This is a genomic window from Pseudarthrobacter raffinosi (assembly GCF_023913835.1).
Taxonomy (GTDB): Bacteria; Actinomycetota; Actinomycetes; order Actinomycetales; family Micrococcaceae; genus Arthrobacter; species Arthrobacter raffinosi.
The window spans coordinates 81882-106619 of the sequence record NZ_JAMXBG010000004.1 but is presented as its reverse complement, the minus strand read 5'-3'; the positions used below and the strand labels follow the sequence as shown (position 1 = coordinate 106619).

The 24738-nt window shown below is 66.7% G+C and carries 22 protein-coding genes and 1 pseudogene; 9 read left to right on the top strand and 14 right to left on the bottom strand.

Translation table 11 applies throughout. The features are described 5' to 3' along the window. Positions 1–5 precede the first annotated feature (5 nt). Positions 6–2642 carry a DNA polymerase I gene (gene polA, locus NG697_RS05455; RefSeq protein ID WP_252613781.1) on the bottom strand — a complete coding sequence of 879 codons (2637 nt, stop codon included), beginning with the start codon at positions 2640–2642 and terminating at the stop codon, positions 6–8. 193 nt (positions 2643–2835) lie between these two features. Between polA and NG697_RS05450 the strand changes: the two genes are divergently transcribed. After that, positions 2836–3309 carry a hotdog fold thioesterase gene (locus NG697_RS05450; RefSeq protein WP_099093412.1) on the top strand — a complete coding sequence of 158 codons (474 nt, stop codon included), beginning with the start codon at positions 2836–2838 and terminating at the stop codon, positions 3307–3309. Positions 3310–3331: 22 nt separating this feature from the next. On the opposite strand, the gene NG697_RS05445 is transcribed toward NG697_RS05450, so the two are convergent. The 6 genes and pseudogenes from NG697_RS05445 to NG697_RS05420 form a co-directional block, all read right to left on the bottom strand. Further along, positions 3332–3889, bottom strand: a complete 558-nt coding sequence (locus NG697_RS05445; RefSeq protein WP_252598756.1) for a dihydrofolate reductase family protein — start codon at positions 3887–3889, stop codon at positions 3332–3334. A 39-nt stretch (positions 3890–3928) separates the two neighbouring features. After that, positions 3929–4150 carry a hypothetical protein gene (locus NG697_RS05440; RefSeq protein WP_252598755.1) on the bottom strand — a complete coding sequence of 74 codons (222 nt, stop codon included), beginning with the start codon at positions 4148–4150 and terminating at the stop codon, positions 3929–3931. Then, positions 4147–5354 (bottom strand): annotated as a pseudogene (locus NG697_RS05435) (inorganic phosphate transporter). Before NG697_RS05435 ends, NG697_RS05440 begins: the two are co-directional and overlap by 4 nt. A 147-nt stretch (positions 5355–5501) precedes the next feature. Further along, positions 5502–6017: an HAD domain-containing protein gene (locus NG697_RS05430; RefSeq protein ID WP_252598754.1), complete on the bottom strand. Its 516-nt coding sequence runs from the start codon at positions 6015–6017 to the stop codon at positions 5502–5504. Between the two features lie 120 nt (positions 6018–6137). Further along, entirely contained in the window at positions 6138–7388 is a 1251-nt protein-coding gene (locus NG697_RS05425) for an FAD-dependent oxidoreductase (protein ID WP_252613747.1), read from the bottom strand. After that, positions 7381–8679 (bottom strand): MFS transporter, encoded by a 1299-nt coding sequence (locus NG697_RS05420; protein WP_252613746.1) that lies wholly within the window; start codon positions 8677–8679, stop codon positions 7381–7383. The genes NG697_RS05425 and NG697_RS05420 overlap by 8 nt, the downstream gene beginning before the upstream one ends. A 47-nt stretch (positions 8680–8726) precedes the next feature. Here NG697_RS05420 and NG697_RS05415 point away from each other — a divergent pair, with 47 nt between their 5' ends. The 4 genes from NG697_RS05415 to NG697_RS05400 all read left to right on the top strand — a co-directional run bounded on the left by NG697_RS05415 (position 8727) and on the right by NG697_RS05400 (position 12376). Further along, complete coding sequence (locus NG697_RS05415; protein WP_252607932.1) at positions 8727–9524, top strand: IclR family transcriptional regulator; 798 nt, start codon at positions 8727–8729, stop codon at positions 9522–9524. Between the two features lie 121 nt (positions 9525–9645). After that, a complete protein-coding gene (locus NG697_RS05410) occupies positions 9646–10785 on the top strand; it encodes a cupin domain-containing protein (RefSeq protein WP_252598750.1) in 1140 nt (379 codons plus the stop codon). Further along, positions 10782–11624, top strand: coding sequence for a fumarylacetoacetate hydrolase family protein (locus NG697_RS05405; RefSeq protein WP_252607930.1), 843 nt, complete (start codon positions 10782–10784; stop codon positions 11622–11624). Before NG697_RS05410 ends, NG697_RS05405 begins: the two co-directional genes overlap by 4 nt. Next, positions 11624–12376, top strand: a complete 753-nt coding sequence (locus NG697_RS05400; protein WP_252598748.1) for a maleylpyruvate isomerase family mycothiol-dependent enzyme — start codon at positions 11624–11626, stop codon at positions 12374–12376. The genes NG697_RS05405 and NG697_RS05400 overlap by 1 nt, the downstream gene beginning before the upstream one ends. A gap of 113 nt (positions 12377–12489) precedes the next feature. Here NG697_RS05400 and NG697_RS05395 read toward each other — a convergent pair whose 3' ends face one another. The 3 genes from NG697_RS05395 to NG697_RS05385 all read right to left on the bottom strand — a co-directional run bounded on the left by NG697_RS05395 (position 12490) and on the right by NG697_RS05385 (position 15718). Then, positions 12490–12921, bottom strand: a complete 432-nt coding sequence (locus NG697_RS05395) for a VOC family protein (protein WP_058932548.1) — start codon at positions 12919–12921, stop codon at positions 12490–12492. A gap of 110 nt (positions 12922–13031) precedes the next feature. Beyond that, entirely contained in the window at positions 13032–13751 is a 720-nt protein-coding gene (locus tag NG697_RS05390; RefSeq protein WP_305884336.1) for a response regulator, read from the bottom strand. Continuing rightward, positions 13748–15718 (bottom strand): DUF4118 domain-containing protein, encoded by a 1971-nt coding sequence (locus NG697_RS05385; RefSeq protein ID WP_252598746.1) that lies wholly within the window; start codon positions 15716–15718, stop codon positions 13748–13750. Before NG697_RS05385 ends, NG697_RS05390 begins: the two co-directional genes overlap by 4 nt. A gap of 177 nt (positions 15719–15895) precedes the next feature. Here NG697_RS05385 and NG697_RS05380 point away from each other — a divergent pair, with 177 nt between their 5' ends. Further along, complete coding sequence (locus tag NG697_RS05380) at positions 15896–17869, top strand: APC family permease (protein WP_252613745.1); 1974 nt, start codon at positions 15896–15898, stop codon at positions 17867–17869. A 20-nt stretch (positions 17870–17889) separates the two neighbouring features. Here NG697_RS05380 and NG697_RS05375 read toward each other — a convergent pair whose 3' ends face one another. Continuing rightward, positions 17890–18645: a ZIP family metal transporter gene (locus NG697_RS05375; RefSeq protein ID WP_248760744.1), complete on the bottom strand. Its 756-nt coding sequence runs from the start codon at positions 18643–18645 to the stop codon at positions 17890–17892. 142 nt (positions 18646–18787) lie between these two features. On the opposite strand from NG697_RS05375, the gene NG697_RS05370 reads away from it, so the two are divergent. After that, positions 18788–19408: an L-threonylcarbamoyladenylate synthase gene (locus tag NG697_RS05370; RefSeq protein WP_252613744.1), complete on the top strand. Its 621-nt coding sequence runs from the start codon at positions 18788–18790 to the stop codon at positions 19406–19408. Between the two features lie 15 nt (positions 19409–19423). On the opposite strand, the gene ligD is transcribed toward NG697_RS05370, so the two are convergent. Further along, the gene (ligD, locus tag NG697_RS05365; RefSeq protein ID WP_252613743.1) at positions 19424–20446 is read right to left on the bottom strand and encodes a non-homologous end-joining DNA ligase; all 1023 of its coding nucleotides are present in this window, start codon (positions 20444–20446) and stop codon (positions 19424–19426) included. Positions 20447–20525: 79 nt separating this feature from the next. Between ligD and NG697_RS05360 the strand changes: the two genes are divergently transcribed. Beyond that, the gene (locus NG697_RS05360; RefSeq protein ID WP_252598741.1) at positions 20526–21203 is read left to right on the top strand and encodes an alpha/beta hydrolase family protein; all 678 of its coding nucleotides are present in this window, start codon (positions 20526–20528) and stop codon (positions 21201–21203) included. A gap of 39 nt (positions 21204–21242) precedes the next feature. Here the strand turns inward: NG697_RS05360 and NG697_RS05355 are convergent, their stop codons facing one another. Next, positions 21243–21386: a hypothetical protein gene (locus NG697_RS05355; RefSeq protein ID WP_252598934.1), complete on the bottom strand. Its 144-nt coding sequence runs from the start codon at positions 21384–21386 to the stop codon at positions 21243–21245. 165 nt (positions 21387–21551) lie between these two features. Further along, positions 21552–24347 (bottom strand): ATP-dependent helicase HrpB, encoded by a 2796-nt coding sequence (gene hrpB, locus NG697_RS05350; protein WP_374209894.1) that lies wholly within the window; start codon positions 24345–24347, stop codon positions 21552–21554. A gap of 95 nt (positions 24348–24442) precedes the next feature. Here hrpB and NG697_RS05345 point away from each other — a divergent pair, with 95 nt between their 5' ends. Then, complete coding sequence (locus tag NG697_RS05345; protein ID WP_252598739.1) at positions 24443–24703, top strand: hypothetical protein; 261 nt, start codon at positions 24443–24445, stop codon at positions 24701–24703. Positions 24704–24738: the final 35 nt, after the last annotated feature.

Genomic DNA, 24738 nt, shown 5'->3' with positions numbered 1-24738 from the left:
GCAGCCTAGTGGCCGGCGTCGTACCAGCTGGGGCCCACCCCGATCTGGACATCCAGCGGGATGCTGAGGTCCGCGGCGGAGCCCATCTGCTCGGTGACGAGCTTCTCCACCGCAACACGTTCGCCGGCGGCGACTTCAAGGACCAGTTCGTCGTGGACCTGCAGGAGCATGCGCGACTTCAGGCCCTGGGCCGCCAGTTCAGCGTGCACGCCCAGCATGGCGCGTTTGATGATGTCCGCGGCCGATCCCTGGATGGGTGAGTTCAGGGCGATGCGCTCCGCGTTTTCGCGAAGCTGCCGGTCCGTGCTGGTGAGGTCCGGCAGGTAGCGGCGACGCCCCTCGATGGTGGCCGTATAGCCGTCCACCCGGGCCTGGTCCACCACTCCGCGGAGGTAGTCGCGGACGGCGCCGAACCGGTCAAAGTAGTCCTTCATCAGCGTGCGGGCCTCGTCCACGGAAATTTCCAGCTGCTTGGACAGGCCAAACGATGTGAGGCCATAGGCGAGGCCGTAGGACATCGCCTTGACCTTGGAGCGCATGGCACTGGTGACTTCTTCGGTGGGCACGTGGAAGATGTTCGAGCCCACAAACCGGTGGAGGTCTTCGCCGTCCTGGTAGGCCTGGATCAGGCCTGCGTCGCCCGAAAGGTGCGCCATGATCCGCATTTCGATCTGTGAGTAGTCCGCAGACAGCAGGCACTCGTAGCCGTCGCTGACCACAAAGATGCCGCGGACGCGACGGCCTTCCTCGCTGCGGATGGGGATGTTCTGCAGGTTGGGATTGTTGGAGGAGATCCGGCCCGTCGCTGCCACGTTCTGCGCGTAGGTGGTGTGGATCCGGCCGTCTTCCGTCACGGACTTCTTGAGCGACTCCAGCATCTGGCGCAGCTTCGAGGACTCCCGGTGCGCCATCAGCTGGACCAGGAATTCGTGGCCGGTCTTTTCCAGCAGGTTCTTCAGCGACGCGGCATCGGTGGTGTAGCCGGACTTGATCTTCTTCGTTTTCGGCAATTCGAGTTCGTCAAAGAGCACGGTCTGCAACTGCTTGGGCGATCCGAGATTAACCTCGTGGCCGATCGCGGCGAAGGCAAGTTCCTGCGCGTTGTCGATCACTTTGGCCAGATCGGCGATCTGCTCGTCCATGCGCGGCAGGTCGATGGCGATGCCCGCTGTTTCCATGTCGGCCAGCACCCGGCTGACGGGCAGTTCCAGGGTGGTCAGCAGGTCCCCCGCCTTGCGTTCGGTGAGCTCTGATGCGAAGTGCCGGCTCAGGGCCTGGACCACGGCCGCCACCTGGACCAGCGCGCCGGCGGCGGCGGCGTCGTCGAACGCCAGCTCCAGCTGGCCCGCCTTGGAGGCCTCGGACGGAACACTGACGTTGAGGTGATGCTGGGCCAACTCGGCGAGTTCATACGTGCGGCGGTCCGGCTGGATGAGGTATCCGGAAATTGACGTGTCATCCACTACGCCTTCCAGTCCCAGGCCACGGCTGGACAGGGCCTTCAACGCAGCCTTGTAGCCGTGCATGACCTTTGACGAGCTTTCATCGCGCAGCCAGTCCGCCAGGACGTTTTCGGCTGCGGCGTCCTGCGCGGCGAGGTCGATATAGACGGCGGCATCGTCACGGACGATGGCCAGTGCGGCGGCGTCCTCGCCGATCCGCCCGGGCACCAGGTCGACGGCGACTGCCGACGTCTTGCCAGCGCCCGCCGCCAGGAAGGCACCCAGCTCGGCGGCCCCGGCGGGAATCACGAAGTCCGGCGCGGCGATGGTTTCGCGCTCCGCAGATTCCACGTCCTCGCTGCCGTACAGGGCAAAGAGCCGGGAACGGATGGTCTTGAATTCAAGTTCGTCGAACAAAGCCTCCAGCGCGGCTTCGTCCGGCCGCGGTTCCGCGAGATCATCCAGGGTGAGCGGAAGTTCGAGATCCGTGTGGAGCCTGTTCAGGCGTCGGTTGCGTTTGACGTCCTCCACGTTTTCCCGGAGGGCATCGCCCACCTTGCCGCCGATCGCATCCAGGTGCTCGAGGACGCCCTCAAGACCGCCGTAAAGGTTGATCCACTTGGCCGCGGTTTTCGGGCCGACGCCCGGAACGCCCGGAAGATTGTCCGCGGTCTCGCCCACCAAAGCGGCAAGGTCCGAATACTGCGCGGGCGTCACAAAATACTTTTCCTGGATGGCTGCCGCGTCCATCCGGGGAATGTCGCTGACGCCCTTCCTCGGGTAAAGCACAAAAACGTTGTCCGTGATCAGCTGGAAGGCGTCACGGTCGCCCGAGACGAGCAGCACCTCGAAACCGGCCTTTTCCCCCATGGCGGCGAGGGTGGCCAGGATGTCATCGGCCTCATAGCCGGGCAGTTTGATGGTTTTGATGCCCCAGGCGCCCATGACCTTGTCGATGAGGTCGATCTGGCCGCTCATCTCACGGGGCGTTTCGTTGCGTCCTCCCTTGTACTCGCTGTACTCGGCTTTGCGGTGCGTGGTGTCATCCGAGACGTCGAAGGCGACACAAATGTGGGTGGGCTTCTGTTCCTTGATCAGGTTGATGAGCATGGACGTGAAACCGTGGATGGCGTTGGTGTGCTGTCCGTTGGCGGTGGAGAACTTGTCCGCCGGCAAGGCGAAGAACGCGCGGAACGCCATCGAGTGGCCGTCCAGAACCAGGAGCCGCGGCTGGCCGGTGATGGGAACCACGGGGCCTTCCGTGGCGGAAACCTGGCCTCCGGCCGGCAGGACGTTGATGTCCTGCAGGGCAGCATCAGCGTCAAGCACTGCGGTCTCGGACGGGAAGGGGGCCGGTTTGGTAGTTTCACTCACAGGTGCCAGCCTAGTTCCCATGATGGACAATTTCACGCCCGGGCCCTTCACTGAGGAATTGGTCACAGCAGGCATCCCGGCGCACCTCCACGACTGGCTCGGCCGCCTGGGCATCGGTGCCCTGGTGGTGAAGATGGGGATCCACTTCCTCGAGATGAGCCCGGAACGAACGGTGGCCACCATGCCGGTGGAAGGGAACACCCAGGTGGCAGGCATCCTGCACGGCGGCGCCCATGTGGTGCTGGCCGAAACCTTGGGATCCTTTGCCGCCGGGATGCACGCAGGCGCAGGCAGGCACGCCCTGGGCATCGAAGTGAGCGCCACCCACCACCGTGCAATCGCCGCGGGCACCGTGACAGGTACGTGCACCGCGATCCACCTGGGCCGGACACTGACAACGCATGAAATCGTGATGACCGACGAACAAGGCCGCCGCCTCTCCACCGCACGCCTCACCAACATGCTGCGGGACAACGAGCCCGCGGAGGCCTAAGCGCCTCAGTCCGTTCAGCTCCCTAGCGCGCCGGAACCGGGGAGGTGAGGGTGTAGCGGAGCTCCACTATGCCCCGTCCCAAGGTGCGGGACGCCGTCAACTCAAGTGGCGACGTCGGGCCCTCCAATGGCAGCAGCCGTTTGCCGTCGCCCAGGACCACGGGGATGACAGAAAGGATGAGGTCATCCAGCAGTCCCGCGTTGGCGAACTGCGCAGCGAGGTTGCCGCCGCCCACCACCCAGACGTTCAAGCCGCCGGCGTGGTCCCTGAAGTCCTGGATGAACTCCTGGACGGGTCCGCGGACGAACGTGATGTCCGTGCCGGCCGGGGCAACGTGCTCGTGCCGGGTAAACACATAACAGGGTGTGGAAGGGTACGGCCAGTTGCCGGGTTCGTGCTCCATCAGCCAGGCGTACGTCTCGCCGCCCATAACAATGCAGCCGACGCCGGCCATGAAGGTTTCGTAGCTTTCCTTGCCGCCCTCGAAGCCGTCGAACTCAAGAAGCCAGGCGAGGTCATCCTTCGTGGTGGCGATGAACCCGTCGATGGAGGCCGCGACAAAATACTGGATCCTGGACATGGAACCAGAGTAGCGCTGCGGTGTGGACGGGCTGAAGGGCTACTTGCTGAAGTACGGAATGATCAGGTACAGCCCGAACATCACAGCCAGGCCGCAGAGGCCGAAGCAGGCGGAGGCGAAGTAGCGTTTGGCGCGGGGTGAGGCCTGCTGGGCGTCGCCGGCGATGGCCGTCAGCCGCACGCCCAGCGAATACAGGACCACAACCGTTACCGCGGACACCAGGGTGGTGCCGGCCACAGTCAAGAGTTCCAACCACTTCATAGCTGAGCGTCCTTGTGCTGGTTCGCCTTGGCGCGGGCCCGGGCGAGGGCTTTCTTCTTGGCGAAGCGGACGGTCTGGCCCGCTTCTTCGACTTCCACGGCATTGTGGTGGCCCACCGAGGACTTGCGGGAGTAGAAGAACATAAACAGCACCGCGGCGGTGCCGGCGACGGCGGCAATCACCACCCCCGTCTTCACGAGCAGCGCGGTCAGCGCGCCCACAATGCCGGCCGCGGGAAGCGTGAACAGCCACCCCAGGGCGATCTTGCCCACCATGTTCCACCGCACCGTGGTGCCCTTACGGCCCATGCCTGACCCGATGACGGAGCCGGACGCCACCTGCGTGGTGGAAAGAGCGAAACCCAGGTGGGAGGACGCAAGGATGGCTGAGGCGGTGCTGGTCTCGGCCGCAAACCCCTGTGCGGGCTTGACCTCAGTCAACCCGGAGCCCATGGTCCGGATGATGCGCCAGCCACCGGCATAGGTGCCGACCGCGATGGCTAGGGCGCATGCCGTGATGACCCAGAACTGCGGGCCCGAACCCGGGGACTGGGTGCCGGCGGAAATCAGCACCAGGGTGATGATGCCCATGGTCTTCTGTGCATCGTTGGTTCCGTGGGCCAGCGCCACGAGGCTGGACGTGAAGATCTGCCGGTGCGGAACCCGCCCCGCTTCTGCGTCAGCTTGCTGCCGGTTTCCGGATCGTGCCGCGACGTCAGGGCATACGCGAGCCGCGTGCAAAGGTACGCCACCAGGCCGGCAATCAGCGGGGCGAAAATGGCGGGCAGGATGACCTTCTGCAGCAGCGTTTCCAGGTTCACGGAATTGAACCCGATACCGGCGATGGCCGCGCCGATCAGCCCGCCGAAGAGCGCATGCGATGAGCTGGACGGCAGTCCCTTGAGCCACGTGATCATGTTCCAGAGAATGGCACCCATAAGCCCGGCGAAAATAATGTCCGGCGTGATCTGGACACCGTCCGAGCCTTCCCGGATGATGCCGCCGGAGACTGTTTTGGCCACTTCCGTCGAGAGGAAGGCACCTACCAGGTTCAGGATTGCCGCGAGAGTCACCGCGGTCTTCGGCTTGATGGCACCGGTGGCGATGGGCGTAGCCATCGCATTGGCGGTGTCGTGGAATCCATTTGTGAAGTCAAAAAATAATGCCAGTCCGATGACCAGCGCCACCATAAAGGTGATATCCACCTGTTGCCCAATCTGCTGAGTCGACGTTCAGCAGTTCCACTACCCGCCGTGCCCTGCAACGCATACTTCACCTACAGTTCATGTGAAATGACCTGTGGAGTTAACGGAACCGGCGTAAAAGCCTATCGATCGTACGCGTCCATGGCATCAGGTCAAAAACAGCTGCTCCGTGACAAACCCACCGACGGCGGCCAGCTCGGCGGGAGAGATTCCCCGGCGCGGATCGGGCGACACCGTGAGGATGCGTCGGCCCAGGAATCCGGCCCACGCCAGTGCTTCCTGTTCATAGCGGAGCTGATCGTCAATCCACACGATGCCATCCGGGGCGTTGGCCGCCAGGTCCTCCTGGAGAGCGGCAAGCTTCCACCAGCCCTCCCCCGTTCCGGCACCATCCGCTGTCAGGCAGGGCCAGTGGCCACCTGCAAGTCCGATGGCAGGGCATAAGTATTCCGCGGCCATCTCCTCCCAGCTCGTGAGCCACACGCACCGGACTCCAGGCAACCGGGAAAGCCGGTTCAGCCCGTCAACCAGCTGGCCCGCATATGCCACCTCAAGCACGCCGGCGTTCGCAAGTATCCAGCCGGAACCCCATGGCGTCGTGCCCGTCGCTCCGAACGGGCAAACGACGCCGTCGACGTCCAGGTACAGGGTGACGTTCCGCACTGCCGCTCCCGGTCAGGCCGGCAGGCCCGGAACGGCCCTTAAGCGATTGAGGGGCTGCACGCATCAATGGTTGCACTGCGCCCAGCCCCTCCTCAAGGACTCGCGGATAAGGAGTGTGTCCTAGGCAGAGAACGCCTTGGCCGGGGCGGCTTCAGGGCGGGCGGGGCTTCCGTGCTGGTCATGGCCGTAGAGCCAGTCGTTGTACTGGAAGTTGTTGTCCGTCCGGCTCTTGAACAGCAGATTCCGGAGCGTGCGGGCCAGGCCGGAGACGTGCCACGACTCGCCCCATACACGGGCATTCCGCTGGACCCGGGCCGTGCGGCCGGCACGGATGGTGTTGAATTCCTTGATGGCACCATCCCAGGCTGCGGGGTTGACGCCGTCCGCGGTGAAGACGGTGCCGTTGGTGACGTCCTGCAGCACGGCCGCGTCTTCGAGGGCCTGGCAGGCGCCCTGGGCCAGGTACTGGAGCATGGGGTGCGCGGCGTCACCCACCAGGACCATTCGGCCGGCCACCCAGTTTTCGATCGGGTCACGGTCGTACATGGGCCAGCGCATGGCGGTGCCAAGATTCTTCAGTGCCTCCTGCACTGCCGGAATGCAGTCCTTGTAAGCCGCTTCGAGTTCATCCACACCGCCATACTGCTCTTCGCCGCGTTCGAAGGAGGGGGACTTGAACACCGCGACGGTGTTCAGCAGCTCACCCTTGCGCAGCGGGTACTGCACCAGGTGGCAGTCCGGTCCAAGGTAGACGATGACGTCTTCAAGGTCGGCTTTGGGCGTGTTTTCGGTGATCGGCACGGTACCGCGGTACGCCACGTAGGCCGAGGAAACCGGCTCGTCGTTGGCAACGAGGGGGCGCAGGGTGGACTTAAGTCCATCGGCGCCGATGATGGCGTCCGCCTCATAGTCAACGCCGGCGGCGGTGTGCGCAATGCCGCGGCCGTTCACGGTTTCCACACTCTCCACCATGACGTCGTTGACGAGTTTGACGCCCGCCGCCTCACAGCCGTCGAGCAGGACCCGGTGCAGGTCGCTGCGGTGGATCACGACGTAGGGAGCGCCATAGCGTTCCTCGAATTCGCCGCCGAGCGTCTGCCTGGTGAGCTCCTCGCCGGTCACTGCGTCGCGAAACACGAGGTGCTTGGGGCGGACGCCGATTTCGAGGGCCTTCTCCAGCAGGCCCCAACGCTTCAGTACGCGTGAGGCGTTGGGGGCCATCTGCAGGCCCGCGCCCACTTCGCCGAACTCAGGAGCACGCTCCACGAGAGTCACTTCGGCGCCGTTCTCCCGCAGCGCGAGGGCCCCGGCCAGGCCGGCCATTCCGCCGCCGATAACGAGGACTTCGGTGGACGATTTCAGGTCAGACATTGCTGTCTCCTTCAGAGATTTTGGTAGTGGAATTGATCTTGGCGGAAATGGCTGCCAGCAGGACGGCTGCCACGGCTGCCGCACCGGCGAAAGCCAGGAAGTTGGAGTTGACGCCCAGCCCGGCAGCCAGCAGCAGCCCGCCCACCTGCGGTGCCGCGACGGCGCCTATGCGGCCGACGCCGAGGGCCCAGCCAAGGGCCGTTCCGCGCAGGTGCGCAGGGTAGTGGCTGGCCACTGCAGCAATGACGAGGCACTGCGTGCCGTGGGTTCCCACGCCGGCCAGGACCAGCATGAGGTAGACGACGGCGACGGGCGGGCCGGTGACCAGCACGAACAGCGCGGCGGCAGCGACGCCGGCGGCGGCGATCGCCGTCGGGATCGGGCCGAACCGGGTCCCGGCCCAGGCGGTGATGACGGATCCCGCTACGGCACCCACGTTCAGGGCGAGGGCGAAAGTCAATGCTGAGCCGAGGTTGTAACCGGCCAGCTGCATCAGGTTGGGCAGCCACGTGCCGAGGCCGTACCAGGCGAACAGGGTCACCAAGGTGGCGAATGCGTAGAGCAGGCTCATGCCGAGGAACGGCGCCCGGAGCAGTGACCCGAAACCGGCGGGTTCCCGGGCTACTGCAGCGTCGGAGGACGCGGACGGTGCCAGGGTTTCAGGGAGGTAGCGGAGTCCCAGCGGAATGACCACTATCAAGGCCAACACGGCGACCAGGAACATCGCCGGCCAGCCGAAGGCGGGAATCAGCGGGATCCCTACCAGCGCGGCGATGGAGCCGCCGATCGGTACGCCAGACATCATGAGCGTGGCCACCGTTGAACGCCACTTTGTGGGGACCAGTTCTGCCACGAGCGCGTTGGCTGAGGGGACGAGGCCACCCAGGCCGATGCCCGCCAACAGTCGGAGGGCACCGAAGACGACGGCGTTGGGGGAAAACGCGCACAGGATGGTGAAGACGGAGAAAAGAATGGCGCAGCCGATGATGGTCCGGCGGCGTCCCCACGTGTCCGACATCCGACCCGCGAAGATGGCGCCTATCATCATGCCAACGAACGCCATCGAGCCGACGGTCCCAGCTGTGGCCTTCGTCAGCCCCCAGCCGGTGTCATTGATAAGGGACGACTGCACCGTGCCGTAAACAATGAGGTCGTAGCCGTCAAAGACCACCAGGAGCCAGCAGACCAGCACAGCCATGGCGGACTGCTTCGAGAACCGCGATGCGCCAGAGGAGAAAAGGCCGGCGCCGCCTGTGATTCCCGGCGCCGCGGCGGTAGGTGTGTGATTCATCCCACCACTGTCGGCCACCTCATACGGCCTCGCTATATAATTCTGCCATGCAGAACTTACCGGTCCAACGAAAACCTACCTACCCCATCGAGACGGTGGACAACGCCCTGCTGTTACTTCAACTCCTGCGTGACGGGGGCAGCCTGAGGCTCAAGGATGCCGCCAACGAACTGGGCGTGGCTCCTTCCACCGCCCATCGGCTCCTGGCCATGCTGGTATACCGGGGCTTCGCGGTCCAGGACGAGTCCCGGCGTTATGTTCCCGGGCCGGCCATGGGTGCAGGCCCCGCCCGCGTGAGTTGGTCACGCCTGCTGCGGGAAGTGGCCAGGCCGCATATGGAGATGTTGTGTTCGCGGGTCAACGAAACGGTCAACCTGATGATCCGCGTGGGCACGAAGGTCAGGTTCCTGGACACCGTCGAGAGCACCAGCGCCCTGCGCGTTGGCGACCGCCAAGGAACAGTCCTGCCGGCCCACAAGGCCTCGGGCGGCAAGGCGATGCTGGCGGAACTTGAACCCGCCATGGTCGACCAACTGTTTCGCAGCAGCAACGCGGAGATCGGCGGCGACAACATCCCCGACGCCGAGTACCCGGCCTTCTTGCGGGAACTTCAAACCATCCGCGGCAACGGATTCGCCGCCAACTTCGAAGGTACCGAGGAAGGCATCAGCGCCCTGGGGATGGCCCTGCACAACCGCGCCGGCGACGTCGTCGGGGCATTGAGCGTAGCCACCCCGGTTGCAAGGTTCCGGCGACTCTTTGACGCAGGATTGGTTGGCGTCATGATGGAGACCCGGCGCCAGCTCGAAATCGACATTGCCGCCAACCCTTTCAACAGGGACTGATCCAACAGACCGGGCCCTTGCCCGGTGATTCTGCTAGGCAGAATATGTTGGAGGTCACATACTCCGCTCCCTAGAGTCGTTCGTACGCCCAAACGCTCATCGCACCATCAAGGAGGCCCCCATGTCCGTCAGCGCCGAGAATCTTACGCATGCTTCTGTTGCCGCCGGCCAGATTGTTCCGGAGCCGACGCCGGAGGAGGCTGCGCAGCTGGTGAAGCTTTATCAGGGTTTTGAGAGTGAGAACCTGGTCCCGTTATGGACGGAGATCGGGGATCTGATGCCGATGGTCCCGTCGCCGAAGGCTGTGCCGCATGTGTGGCGGTGGGATGATCTGTATCCGTTGGCTGCGCGGGCGGGGGATCTGGTCCCTGTTGGGCGTGGCGGGGAACGCCGGGCGATTGCGTTGGCGAACCCTGGCCTTGCCGGGACCCCGTACGCGACCCCGACGTTGTGGGCTGCGATCCAGTACCTAGGGGCCCGCGAGACCGCCCCGGAGCACCGCCATTCCCAGAACGCGTTCCGGTTCGTGGTCGAGGGCGAAGGCGTGTGGACGGTGGTGAACGGGGATCCGGTGGCGATGCGCCGCGGTGATTTCCTCCTCACGCCGGGCTGGAATTTCCACGGCCACCACAACGACACCGACTCCCCGATGGCCTGGATCGATGGGCTGGATATCCCGTTTGTGCATTACGCGGACGCCGGGTTCTTCGAGTTCGGCACCGAACGCGTCACCGACGAAGCGACCCCGGAGATTTCCCGGTCCGAGCGGCTCTGGGCCCACCCCGGCCTCCGCCCGCTCTCGGGTCTCCAGGACACGGCCAACTCCCCCATCGCGGCGTACCGGTGGGAACACACCGACGCCGCCCTGGCAGAACAGCTACTCCTCGAGGACGAGGGCCATCCGGCCACCGTGTCCCAGGGCCACGCCGCGGTCCGGTACTCGAACCCGACCACCGGCGGGGACGTCATGCCCACCATCCGGGCCGAATTCCACCGCCTCCGGCCCGGCGCCACCACCGAGCCCTTGCGCGAAGTCGGCTCCAGCGTCTGGCAGGTCTTCGAAGGCACCGGCACCGCGGTCCTGAACGGCGAGGCCAAGTCTCTGGCCAAGGGCGACCTGTTCGTCGTCCCGTCCTGGACCGAATGGTCCCTGACCGCCGACGAGGCTGCAGAGTTTGATCTGTTCCGATTCAGCGACGCCCCCATCTTTGAACGCCTGAACTTCAGCCGCACCTACACCGAAGGACGCAAGAACGCATGAGACTCCTCACCCTCCGCACCCAGACCAGCAACGGCATCAGCACCAACACCGTCGCGGTCCGCCAGGACGGGACCACCCTCACCGAGATCGACGGATTCACCGACGTCGGGGCCCTCCTGAAGGACCCCGCCTGGGAGGCCATCGCCAAAGCCGCCAACGGCGCCACCCACCCGTCTGAGGGCGCCGACCTCGCCGCCGTCATCCCCGCCCCGGGCAAGATCATCTGCGTGGGCCACAACTACCGCAACCACATCAAGGAAATGGGCCGGGAAGTCCCCGAGTACCCCACCCTGTTCGCCAAGTACGCCGAGTCCCTGATCGGGCCAAATGACGACCTGGCCCTGCCGCAGGAGTCCGACGCGGTGGACTGGGAAGCCGAGCTTGCGGTCGTGATCGGCAAGACAGGCCGACGCATCGCCGAGGCCGACGCCAAGGATCACATCGCCGGCTACGCCGTGCTCAACGACGTGTCCATGCGGGACTACCAGTTCCGGACCGTCCAGTGGCTCCAGGGCAAGACGTGGGAGAAGTCCACCCCGTTCGGACCCGCCCTGGTCACGCAGGACGAATTCAGCGCAGGCCCGCTGATGACCAGCGCCGTGGACGGGGAAATCCAGCAGCAGACCCCCACCTCCGACCTGGTCTTCACGCCCGAATTCCTGGTCTCCTACATCTCCACGATCATCACCCTGAACCCGGGAGATGTGATCGCGACCGGCACCCCGGGCGGGGTGGGCCACGCCCAGGACCCCAAGCGCTACCTGCAGGAAGGCCAACTCCTGGTCACCACCATCGAGGGCCTGGGCCAGCTGACCAACCGAGTGGTCAAGGAAGCCTGATGACCGCCCGCCAGGACCAGACGACGGACCCGGAGCTGCTCGAGGCGCTGCTCCAGGCCCGACGGGGGACCGCGTTCTTCGCCCGGAAACTCAACGAGCTCTCCGACGAGGACCTCGACGGCCCCTCGCTGCTGCCGGGGTGGAACCGCCGGCACGTCACCGCGCACATCGGCTACAACGCCCGCGCCATCGCCCGCCTCATCGAATGGGCCGCAACAGGGACCGAAACACCCATGTACGCGTCGCCCGAAGCCCGGGACCACGAAATCAGCTTCGGGGCGACCCTGCCGCCGATCGCGCTGCGGTACCTGTTCGACCACTCCGCGGTGCACCTGAACGTCGAATGGCGCGACCTCCCGGCACAGGCCTGGCACCACCAGGTCAAAACCGCTCAGGGCCGCGTTGTGCCCGCCACGGAAACCGTGTGGATGCGCACCCGCGAAGTCTGGACCCACGCCATCGACCTGGACAACGGAGCGGCGTTCTCCGACATCCCCGCGCCCGTGCTCGAACGGCTCCTAACAGACATCACCACCGCGTGGCACACCCGCGGCACCGACACCGGCCTGCTCATCAACGTCACCGGACCGGACCTGACATTCGGCGACACCACCGCCCAGAACCCGACGCTCATCACCGGAACCCTGCCCGGCATCACCCAATGGGCCACCGGACGCGGCACCCGCGGCGTCACCGCAACACACAACGGAACACCCCTGGACGAAACGCCCGCAGCCCCCAAATGGATCTGAGCCTGTGACCTTCGGGCAGCCGAAAAGCACTGCAAATAGTCAGGATAACGGAACAGCGGCGGGATAACCCGCCGCTGTTCCGTCGTTCTATGTCCCGTTCTAATGAGTGGAGCCTATGAGGCGGGAGCGGCCTGGGGGTTGTTGACGTTGACGAGCCAGGCAGTCCCGAACCGGTCCGTGCACATGCCGAAGATGTCGCCCCAGGGCGCCGGTTCCAAGGGAACGGTGACCGTGCCGCCGTCGGCGGACAGCTTCTCCCAATAGCCGCGCAGTTCGGCTTCGTCGTCGCCGCTGAGCGAAACCGAAATGGAGCTGCCGGTCGCGAGGTCCATGCCGTTCGGCGTGTCCGCCCCCATCAGGACCAGGCCGTTGCTGGCCGTCAGCATGCCGTGCATGATTTTGTCGGCTTCAGCCGGATCTTCGCTGGCGTGGAACTCCCCGAACGTGCTGAGGGCCAGGTCGCCGCCGAAGACAGACTGGTAGAAGGTCATCGCCTCGCGGGCGTTCTCGCGGAAGCCAAGGTAGGGGTTGAGCGTCGTTGGCATGGCCGGGTCTCCTTGAAGTACAGAACTGATTCGGATTCGAAACAGTCAACATCCTGCCGCACTTCCCGCCGCGTTCATAGGGTTCACGGAACCTGATTGCCCCGCAGTTTTCAGGGCATAAAGCGGTATCCCACACCAGGTTCCGTGAGGAGGTGGCGGGGTTTCCCGGGATCGGCCTCCAGCTTCCGCCGCAACTGGGCCATGTACACACGCAGGTAGTTGGCTTCCGTCTGGTAGGCCGGTCCCCAGACGTCCAGCAGCAACTGCTGCTGGGTCACCAGCCGGGCAGGGTTCCGGACCAGCAGTTCCAAGATGTTCCATTCGGTCGGCGTCAGCCGGACAACGTCCCCGTCCCTCGTGACCTGCCGTTGGGCCAAGTCCACAGTGAACGAGGAAGCGGCCACCGTGGGTGCCGACGCCGGATCCGGAACGCGGCGCAGGAGCGCACGCAGGCGGGCCAACAGCTCGTCGAGTCCGAACGGCTTGGTGATGTAGTCGTCCGCACCTGCATCCAGGGCGTCGACTTTGTCCGATGAGCCGTGGCGTGCAGACAGCACCAGTACGGGCAGGTTGCTCCATCGACGGAGTTCCCGCAGGACTTCCGCTCCATCCAGGTCCGGCAGTCCGAGGTCCAGGATCATCACGTCCGGCGGACGGTGGGAAGCGGCACGCAAGGCTGTGCCGCCGTCGGCCGCTGACTCCACGGCGTAGCCGTGGGCCTGGAGCGTGATCCGGAGTGCCTTCAGCAGGTGGGGATCGTCGTCGACAACCAGCACACTGGTCCGGCGGCCGCCCTGCATGCTGGAAGAATCAGCCTGGTCCGTGTTCATATGGCCTCCTGCCGAGGCTGGCCGGCCGCGTGGCGCGCGCCCGGCGAGCCGGTGGAAAGGGCCAGCCTGATCACCATGGTCAGGCCGCCGCCGGGAGTTTCCTGTGCAGTCAGCGTGCCGCCCATGGCCCTGACGAACCCGTCGGCGACGGCCAGGCCCAGTCCCACTCCGGTGGCCTGGGGCCGGTCGTGGAGCCGCTGGAACGGCTGGAACATCTCAAGCACCTTCCCGGCGGGCACCCCGGCGCCGTGATCGATGATCCGCAGTTCGCCGGACGGATAGCCATCCAGCGTGGCTGCACCCATGCCGTCGGAAGCCCCTGTGATGGTGATCCCCGAACCCGGCGCGTATTTGACGGCGTTTTCCACAATGTTCGCAATCACGCGGTCCAGCAGCACCGGATCGGCTTCCACAGTGGGCATGTTGGCGGGCAGCTCCACCCGGACTGTGCCGTCCGGGAGCCCGCGCAGGGCCGGGGCAACAACCTCGCTCCACCGCACGGGTCCCAGCAGCGGCCGGACGGAATCGGCGGTGATCCTTGACATGTCCAAGAGGTTTCCCACCAGCTGGTCCAGCCGGTCCGTGCATTCGTCAATGGTTTCCAGCAGCTCCCGTTCTTCCGCGGGCGTATAGGTGACGGTCCGCTGCAGCAAGCCACCGGCGGCGAGCTTGATCCCCGCCAGGGGCGTCCGCAGGTCGTGGGACACCGCCCGCAGGATCGCCGTGCGCATGGAGTTCCCTTCGGCCAGCCGCAGCACCTCGCGGCGGCTGACGGCCAGCTGGCGGCGTTCCAGCTGGGCTTTCACGTGGACCGCAAACGCACCCAGCAACCGGCTTTCCACTGCCGGCACCTCCCGGCCGAACAGCACCAGCCGGGTGTTGGCGTCGACCGGTTCTGCGGTGCTGCCCGGCAGCCCGGTGCTGCCCGGCAGTCCGGTGACGCCATGCTCCCACCCGGCGGTATCCCCCGCAGCGGCCACGAGCGACCAGATCCTGCCGTCCGCGCCGCGGACTCCGGAGGGTCCCGACGTCGGAACGGAACCTTGCGCTGTGCCCTCCCGGCTGCTGTACACACCGGCACCGGTGGCACCAAAAACGTCCAGGGCCTCCGCCAGGATCCCGTCCAGGGTGTCCTCCGAACGGGAGGCGCCCAGGGCGAGGTCGCCCAGCGTCGCCGCCTCCGCCTGTGCGCGGGCAGCCTCCTTGGACCGGCGGGCAGACCCGTCCACCACCCCGGCGACTGCCACTGACACCCCCACAAAAACGGCCAGGGACAGGAGGTCCTGGGGATCACTGATCGCCAGGTCCCCCAGGGGCGGCGTGGAAAAGTAGTTCACCAGCACGCTGCTCCACAGCGCGCCGACCACGGCAGGCCACAACCCGCCCACCAGCGCCACCGCAACGGCGCCGGCAAGCTGGATTAGGACGGCGGTGGCAACGCTGTGGTCGAAGGCTGCGAGCAGCAGCTGCAGCAGGGCGGGCAGGGCTGCTGCGAGCGCAAAGCCAATAGCAACCCTGGTGCGGCCCAGGTCAGGCCGCCGGCGTGGTGCGTTCCGCTGGGGCGGGACGCGGGGAACTACCTGGACATCAACGTCGCCCGCACCGCGGACCACCCGGGCTTCCACGGTGCCGCCGGCGAACAACCCTGCCAGCACACCGGCAAGCGGTCCGCGGCGGGACTGCCCCACAACAATGTGGGTGGCACTGGACTTGCGGGCGTAATCGAGCAGGGCCCGGGCCGGATCCGTCGCGGAGACGGTGTGGTAGGTCCCGCCCAGGTCATTGACCAGCCGCCGCTGTGCCTCCAAAACCTGGGGAGACTCGCCCGCCGCACCCCCTGTGGTGCGGACGTGGACAGCCACCAGCTCGCCGCCGTCGGTCCTTTCGAGAATCCTGGCGGCGCGCCGGATGAGCAGTTCTGCGTCATCGCTGCCGTTGAGGCCAATGACTATCCGTTCCCGTGCCATGCCGCCATTCTCCCACCCGGATCCCGACGTCCCGTGCGGGCCTTTCCCGGGGTTAGGGCTTTGGTCATACGGACGTTAAGGATGCGTCAAGATCCGCCCGAATCCGGCTCCAAGGCGAGTGGGCAGTACTAGATTCGGCTGTGCCCGCGGTGCTGTGCCGCAGGCTGAAAGGCTTCCATGACCACCATGAGCAGACCCCCTGCCGATCCCTCGGCACTCCGTGCGACGCGGAAGGAGGCCCTTGGCAGTTGGCTGATGCATGGATTGGAGGATGCCAAGGGCACCCATCAGGGGCCGGGCGGGCTCGCGGACGAACAAAAGAAGCACCACTGGTGGCAGGTGATGTGCCTGACCGGCGTGGACTACTTCTCCACGCTGGGCTACCAGCCGGCCATCGCGGCGCTCGCGGCCGGTGCCATCTCCCCCTTGGCAACGCTTGTCCTGGTGGCCGTGACGCTGTTCGGCGCCCTCCCCGTCTACCGCCGGGTTGCCGGCGAGAGCCACCGCGGCGAAGGGTCCATTGCCATGCTGGAGCGGCTGCTCCCCAAGTGGCGGGGCAAGCTCCTGGTGCTGGTGCTGCTGGGTTTCGCGGCCACCGACTTCATGATCACCATGACGCTGTCCGCCGCCGATGCCACGGCACACCTGATCGAGAATCCGTTTGCACCGGACGCCCTGCACGGCCAGGAGGTGGCCGTAACGCTGGTCCTGCTTGCCCTGCTCGCTGCCGTTTTCCTGCGCGGGTTCAAGGAGGCCATCGGCGTCGCCGTTGTGCTGGTGGTCCTGTACCTGGGGCTCAACGTGGTGGTCATCGCGAGGTCGCTCGCGGAGGCAGCCGCCCATCCGGTGGCCGTCGGTGACTGGTGGCAGACTCTTAATGCCTCCCACGGGAATCCGCTGATGGCGGTGGCCATCGCGTTGCTCGTCTTCCCCAAGCTGGCGCTGGGGCTGTCCGGCTTTGAAACCGGTGTGGCGGTGATGCCGCAGGTCCGCGGCGGCGCGGCCGATACCCAGCAGAACCCGGCCGGACGGATCCAGGGGACCCGGCGGATGCTGACCACCGCCGCCCTGGTCATGAGTTCCTTCCTAGTGACCAGCAGCTTCACCACGGTTGTCCTGATCCCCGAGGCTGAGTTCCTGCCGGGCGGCGAAGCCAACGGCAGGGCGCTGGCGTTCCTGGCCCACGAATACCTCGGGCCGGGCTTCGGCACGGTGTATGACGTGAGCACCATCGCCATCCTGTGGTTCGCCGGTGCGTCCGCGATGGCCGGCTTGCTGAACCTTGTCCCCCGGTACCTGCCGCGGTACGGCATGGCCCCTGCGTGGGCGAAGGCAGTCCGGCCGCTCGTGCTTGTCTTCACGCTGATCGGGTTCCTGATCACCTGGCTGTTTGAGGCCGACGTCGATGCCCAGGGCGGGGCGTACGCCACCGGCGTCCTGGTGCTGATGACCTCGGCTGCAGTGGCTGTGACACTCTCGGCCCGCCGGCTTCAGCAGCGTAAGCGGACCATCGGCTTCGGCATCATCACGGTGCTGTTTGTCTACACAACGGTCACCAATATCTTTGAACGTCCCGAAGGCATCCGGATTGCCTGCTTCTTCATCCTGGGGATCATCAGCATCTCGCTGCTCTCGAGGGTGCTGCGGTCCTTCGAACTGCACGCCACGCACGTCCGGCTGGACACCCAGGCCCTGGAGTTCATGGCGGAGAATCTGAGCGGGCCCATCGGGATCATCGCCCACGAACCGCTTCGCCAGTCGGCGGACGCATACCGGCAGAAACTGGCGTCCGCCACCGAAGCAAGCCATTTCCCCTCTGATTACCGGCCCCTGTTCCTGGAAGTGACAGTGGACGACTCCTCCGACTTCGAGACGGCCTTGGAAGTCCGCGGCGTGGTGCGGCACGGGTTCGCCGTCCTGGAAGTCCATGGACCGGTGGTGCCCAACACCATCGCCTCGGCGCTCCTGCACATCCGCGATGTGACCGGGCTGATGCCGCACGTCTACTTCCGCTGGACCGAAGGAAATCCTGCCGTGAACCTCCTGAAATTCCTGGTGCTGGGCGAAGGCGAGATCGCCCCCGTGACACGCGAGATCCTCCGCGAGGCCGAACCGGATGTCACCAAGCGGCCGTGGGTGCACGTGGGCTGACCGTTGACGGCGGCGGGACTTCACCCCCCGAGCTGGTGGACTGTGAAGGCCGTCAGGAACCCGACGGAGGCGGTCAGTCCGGTGAGGTTGTGGTGCTCTTCGAACGCCTCGGGGATCATGGTGTCGGCGAGCATCGCCAGGATCCCGCCCGCCGCGATCGCGGTAATGAAGGCGATGACGGCGTCCGGAGCGTTCTCCAGCGCCACATACCCGAGCAGGGAGGCGAACCCGCACATGACGGCTATGCCTCCCCACACCCCAAAAATGTAGCCGGTACTGCGTCCTGCCTTTTTCATCCCGGCAGTTCCGGAAAGACCCTCGGGAACGTTGGAAATGAAGACAGCCGCAAGCATGGCCGGACTGACCGATCCCGCGGTGACGAGTCCGACGCCGAGCACTATCGACTCCGGGATCCCGTCCAGGAGGGCGCCGAAGGCGATGGCCGTGCCGCTGCCCGGGCTGTCCTGCTCCGACGGTTGCTGGCTGCCTGAGCGTTTGCGGTGTTTTGCGCCGGCCCGGGTGAGGAGCATGTTCGCTCCTACGTAGACCACGGAGCCGGCCAGGAATCCGGTCACGGTGGGCCACAGGCCCCCGCCATCAACCGCCTCAGCGACGAGCTCGAACGCCAGTGCCGAAATCAGCACGCCCGCCCCAAAGGACATGATCGAGGAGACTAGTTTGGACGGAATGGCCCATTTCCACGACGCCGCGGCCCCCAGCACCAGGGCGGCACCGGCCACGGTTCCCCACATCAACGCCTGAAGCCACACCGGCATGCTGCCACCTTTCGTTCGCCCGGCACAGGACTCACCCTGCTGACTGAACCCATAGGCCCTGAACCTATCCTCCCTCGGCGTTGCACGCACGGCGCCGTGCCTATCTACTGGGCCGGGCGCCAATTGTCGTAGGCTCAGGAGCATGGCCAGATACTTTGATGTTCATCCCCAGGATCCCCAGCCCCGCGCGATCACGCAGGCCGTGAAGATCGTGCTCGACGGCGGGCTGATCGCCTACCCCACGGACTCCTGCTACGCCCTCGGGGCCCAGCTGGGCAACAAGGATGCCCTGGACCGGATCCGGAATATCCGCAAGCTCGACGACAAGCACCACTTCACGCTGGTGTGCAAGGATTTCGCCCAGCTGGGACAGTTCGTGAACATCGGCAACGACGTCTTCCGCGCCATTAAGGCCGTCACGCCCGGCAGCTACACGTTTATCCTGCCGGCCACCAAGGAAGTGCCGCGCCGGCTGCTGCACCCGAAGAAAAAGACCGTGGGCGTGCGCATCCCGGACAACCGGGTGGTCCAGGCGCTGCTGGCCGAACTCGGCGAGCCCCTCCTCTCCAGCACCCTGCTGCTCCCGGACGAGGAAGACCCGCTGACCCAGGGCTGGGAAATCAAGGAACGGCTTGAGCACGAGGTGGACGCGGTCATCGATTCCGGCGACTGCGGGGCAGAGCCCACCACGGTGATCGACTATTCCAGCGGAGTGGCCGAGGTGGTGCGTCGCGGCACCGGCGACCCGTCCCGGTTCAAGTAGCCGGCTCGAACGGACTCAGTCCTGTTTGCGGGCCCGGCTCGGCTGCACCCGCGGGGGCTCACCGGGCATCTTCGGGTAGTCCGGCGGGAACGGCAGTTCGCCGAGCCCGGTCTTGAGGTCCCGCTCCCACCACTCCAACAGCACGTCAATGGTGCCCGGATGCGACTTCATGTCTGCCCAGGGATCACCCACGGTCCTGAGCCGCTCGGGGACCGTCAGGATGGTGAAGTCCTTGGGATCCGCGCTGCCCAGTTCGTCCCAGCTGATGGGGCACGAGACCGGCGCATGGGCCAGCGCGCGGGGGCTGTACGCGCCGGCGATGGTCCGGTCCCGGTTCGCCTGGTTGAAGTCCAGGAACACCTTCACCCCGCGTTCCTCTTTCCACCAGGCCGTGGTGACCTTGTCCGGCATCCGCCGCTCCAGCTCGCGGGCCGCAGCGATCACTGCGTGGCGGACGTCCAGGAATTCGTGGGTGGGCTCGATGGGCGCGTAGACGTGCAGGCCGCGGTTCCCCGATGTCTTGATGAACGTGTCCAACCCGGCCTCCGCCAACACGTCCTTCAGCGCCAGTGCAGCCGGGACGGCGTCGTCGAAGTCTGTGCCCGGCTGCGGGTCAAGGTCGATGCGCAGCTGGTCCGGGTTATCGGTGTTTTCCGCATGTGACGGCCACGGATGGAACACCACCGTATTCATCTGCACGGCCCATACGGCCGCGGCGGGTTCGTCCAGGACCAGCATGGGGTGCGAGCGTGCGCTCGGAAACGTCACATTCACTGAGCGGATGAAGTCAGGTGCTCCCTTGGGCGGGTTCTTCGAAAAGAACTGGTCCCCCTCGACATTGTCCGAGTACCTCTGCAGCGCCACCGGCCGGTCACCGTTCGCGGCCATGAACGCCTCCCCCACATCCACCATGTAGCGTGCGAGGTCCAGCTTGGTCAGACCGAGATCCGGCCAGAGCACTCTGCTGGGGCTGGAAACGCGCATCTCGCGCTCGCCGTGCGGTCCCGGGACAGTGAGGGTGGTCTGTTCGCTCGCCATGGGGACAACCTACCCTGCGCCACGCGTGGCGTCAGCACCCCGGCACCCAGGGCTGCCGGTGATCCGGCATCATGGACCTATGGCCGTAGCTGAATCCCCTGTCACCTTTCCCGTCGGCGACGTTGAGGTCTCCGGCGTTTACGCCCGACCGGACAGCCCCTTCGCCACTCTCGTGCTGGCGCACGGGGCAGGCGCCGGTATGGAGCACCCGTTCATGAGCGGTTTCACCCATGGACTGAACGACGACGGCGTTGCCACCTTGCGCTTCAACTTCCCCTACCGCGAGGCTGGCCGAAAATTCCCGGACCGGCCGCCGGCAGCCATCGCCGCCTGGCGCGCCGCCATGCATGAAGCAATGCGGCGAGGAACCGAGCACGGTGATACGGGACCGGTGTGGGCTGCCGGCAAATCGTTTGGCGGCCGGATGGCGTCCATGGCAGTTGCCGAGGGAATGGACACTGCCGGCCTTGTCTACCTCGGCTATCCCCTCCACCCGCCCGGCAAGCCCGAAAAGCTCCGCGACGAGCACCTCTTCGGGCTCACGCTCCCCATGTTGTTCCTGCAGGGCACGCGCGACACCTTTGCGACGCCGGATCTGCTGGAGGGTGTGGTCTCCCGGATCGGTCCGTCCGCTGTCCTGGACTGGATCGACGGCGGTGACCACTCCTTCGCCGTCGCAGGAAAGAAACGCGACGCTGCAGAGATCGGAGCGTCGCTGGCGCCCAAGGTGGCCGGGTTCATGCGGAGCCGCGGCTAACCCATCCGGCCAGCCGTAACGGCCACGTGTCCCGACCGGTTACGCAGCGTCCTCGTGCCACCAGCCTTCCCAGGCGGTGGAGGTCAGCCGGCCGGTGGGGAAATCGGCCTTCCCGATCCCGCCATTGTGCGGGCGGCTACCCTCTCCGCGGCCGGCGTTAAAGAGGAAGTTCAGGCTACTCAAAAGCAACATTATGTGTGTCCCTTCGTGTGGTGGTCTGGACCACGTTGTCCAAGTAGGAACGAGCCTAACTGCGCCATGTTTCAGCGGGTCGACGTAACGTTTCGGCGAGGTATCGGACATCTCACCGGTGCAACCAGCGAAAGAAGGGCCGCCGGCGGTCCGGCGCTACATGCGGGCTTTGGTCCGGGCCGTCGGCAGTGCCGTCCAGGGATCCTCCGGCCAGGGATGCCTGGGGTAGCGGCCGCGCATCTCGGCCCGCACCTGCGCGTACGGCCCGGACCAGAACGATGCCAGGTCGTCCGTCACGGCGAGCGGCCGCCGCGCGGGCGACAGCAGGTGGAAGAGGACAGGAACCCTGCCGTCCACCAGCCGTGGGGTCTTAGCCCAGCCAAAGCACTCCTGCAGCTTGACCGCGACAACCGGCCGGCCGCCGTCGTCCGCGTGTGGCTGCCGAGGCGCTTCCTGCCCGGGTCCTGCCTTGTCCGCCGCGGCCGAGCCTGACCCGGCACCGCCTGACGCCGCTTTGTCCGACACCTCGGGGTAGTCGATCCGCACCATCGATCCGCTGGGTACTTTCAGTGTCTCCGGTGCCAGCTCCGCCAGACGGACCGCCTCCGGCCAGGGCAGCAGCCTCCGCAGGGGGTTGGTGAGGTCGATGCTGCTGGTGGCGGCGCCGCCGGCCAGTGCCTCGAGCTCGGGTCCCAGCCAGGAGTCCAGCCGGGCCAGCAGGGCCGGTTCGGAAACGTCGGGCCACGGCTCGCCAAGTTCGCGGCGCAGCAAGGCGAGGCGGCGGCGCAACACATCGGCCGCCGTCGACCATCCGATGGTTCCCAGCCCCTCCTTCGCGAGGGCACGGGCCACGGCGGCACGGCCTTCCTCGGCGGAGGGGCGGACGGGGGTGGAGGACAGGCTGATGGCACCCAGCCGGCGTTCCCGCCTGGCCTTCACCCGGCCCTGGCTGAACTGCGCTTCCACCGTGTCGGTCAAGAGGTGCCCGGCGGCCGCCTCGGCGGTGTCGGCGCTCAGCGGCGCGGCGGACCGGATCACCGCGCCGGTACCGGCTGCGTCCCGGCCGGCGGCGCGTGAAACTTCCGCCACGGCCAGCCACTCATGCCCGGTGAGCGGACTGCCCGCCGGCAATCCCGCACGAGTGCCGGACGACAGCAGGTACCGGGCCGGGCCATCGCCCGGGACGCGCCGGGCCACGCGGTCCGGGAACGCCAGCGCGACGACGACGCCCACCGCCTCCACAGCGGTCACCGGCGCGGTGCTGACGAGGGAGGCGATGCCGGACGTGCCGATGGCGGCGCCTTCAGTCCGCGCAATGCCCTCCAGCCGGCGGACGTCCTCCGCCCAGCGCCTGGCGGCGGGGTCCTTTCCGGCGCGCAGGCCGGACAGGAGCCGGGTGAGGTCGGCCCCCGGGGCCCGCTGGTCCCCGGCTACGAGCGCCACCGCTTCCGCTGCGGCGCGGTGACCTACGGCCGCGGCACCGTCGAGCAGTGCGCGGGCCAGCCGCGGATCCGCCGGGACCCTGGCCAGCGCCCGCCCCACCGCGGTGGCATGTCCGTCACGCGCCACGGCTCCGAGTTCGCGGAGGACTTCAACAGCCTCGCCCATGGCAGCTGCCGGAGGTGCATCCGGAAGCGCCAGCCCGGCGCCGCCCGGCGATCCCCAGCAGGCCAGGACCAGCGCAGCACCGGTCAGGTCCGCGACCGCGATCTCCGGCGTCACGTGCGCCGGCGCGGCGCCATAGGTCCGCTGGTCGTAGCACCGGACCACTCGGCCCGGACCCTGCCGCGCGGCCCGGCCGGCCCGCTGTTCGGCTGATGCCCGGGAGCAGGAAACAGTGACCAGCCCGGACATGCCGCGGCTGGCATCACGGCGCGGCTCGCGGGTCAGCCCGGAATCAATGACAAGGCGCACTCCAGGGACGGTCAGGGATGACTCGGCCAGATCCGTGGACACGATGATCCGTGCCGGGCCGCCCGGCCGGCGCACCGAAACTGCCTGGTCCTGTTCGGCTGGGCTGACCTGGCCGTGGAGCTCCAGCACGTCGGTTCCGGGGGCAGCCCGGCCGCGGAGGCGGGCCGCCACATAGGAGACCTCCCAGGCTCCCGGGACAAAAACCAGCGCATCGGTGCCCGCGTCCTGCCCCACCGCCGCGGTATGGGCCTGCGCGGCTGTATCGGCCACGTGGTCCAGGAACGCGCGTGTGACCCCACGGTCATCCAGCCGCGCCACGGCGGCGGGTACCCACTCCACTGCCAGGGGGTACAGCGCTGAGGGGCAGTCGACGACGGGAGCTGGCCCGCCGTCGTCGTCCGCTGTCCCTGCCTGTCCTGTCCCTGCATTCGCGGCTGCACCCCCGATCAGGGCGGCGAAGCGGGGCGCGTCCAGGGTGGCGGACATGGCCACCAGCGTGAGGTCGCCGCGGAGCTGCCGAACTTCGGCGAGCATCCCAAGCAGCAGGTCGGTTTCGAGGCCGCGTTCATGGACCTCGTCCAGGATGACCGCGCCCGTGCTTTCCAGGCCGGGATCATCGAGCAGGCGCCGCAGCAGGATGCCCGGCGTGACAAACTCCACCAGGGTGGCGGATCCGGCCTGGCGTTCACCGCGGACGGTGTACCCCACGCGGTCGCCGATCTGGCTGCCGTCCAATGAGGCCAGTCGCCGGGCGGCGGCACGCGCAGCGACCCGCCGCGGCTGGGTGACGACCACGCGCTTGGCCATTCCTGCAGGCGCGGCAAGGTTGGCGAGCAGCGGCGGGACAAGCGTTGTTTTGCCGGTGCCGGGCGGCGCCTGCACCACTGCCGTACCCGCCGCACCGCCGGCGCGCAGCACAGACGACAACTCGGCGAGCGATTCGGCGAAGGCAAGACCGGTGCCGATGACCGCCAGATCAAAGGTGCCGGCACCAGAGGGGCCAGCAGGGACGGCGGCGGAGTCGGTTGGCGATGTCACCCGTCCATTGTCGCCGCAATCCCCCACCGCCGTCAGCGCACGTGCGGTGGGATAGGTCAGACTGGAGGTCATCGACCACGAAAGCAGGACTTCCCTTGATCAACCTCCAGCAGGACTCCGAAGGCTTCATCCGCATGAAGAGGCACTTTCCAGCCAGTGCCGCCGTGACAGTCACGTTCAGCGACGGCTCCCAAGAGGAATTCTCCGGCCGCCGGCTCAACGAGATCTACGACGACGCCTTGGCGGTGTACCGCGCCCAGAACCACCTTGATGCCAAAGGTTTTTCCCGTGGCCCGCAGAAAAAGGTGCAGACCAGCATCGAGTTTGTCCCCGTCCGGCCCGGGATGGGGCAGTAACCCGGCCCACCCCGGCCATCCGGCTCACCGCGGCA